Genomic DNA, 237 nt, shown 5'->3' with positions numbered 1-237 from the left:
GTGGCCGTATTTAAGGCTTTCACTTACCCGCGCGCCCGTCCCCGGGGGGCGGGGGCCGCCGCCGCCGCGCAGCATCCCGGCGCGCGCTTCATCGCGGGCGGGACCAACCTGCTGGACCTGATGAAGCTGGAGATCGAGACGCCGCCGCACCTCGTCGACGTCAACGGCCTGGGCCTCGACAGGATAGCGCCGACGCCGGACGGCGGCCTGCGCGTGGGTGCGCTGCAGCAGGTTGCC

The 237-nt window shown here is 73.0% G+C and carries 1 protein-coding gene; it reads left to right on the top strand.

The annotated features are described in order from the left end of the window. Positions 1-237, top strand: a 237-nt coding sequence (locus ACEN88_RS36245; protein ID WP_413347204.1) for an FAD binding domain-containing protein, incomplete at its 3' end; no start/stop codon positions are given.

The organism is Massilia sp. CT11-108, from assembly GCF_047302915.1.
GTDB lineage: Bacteria > Pseudomonadota > Gammaproteobacteria > Burkholderiales > Burkholderiaceae_D > Telluria > Telluria orientalis.
The sequence above is the reverse complement of the archived record's forward strand: the minus strand, read 5'-3'. Positions and strand labels throughout refer to the sequence as shown.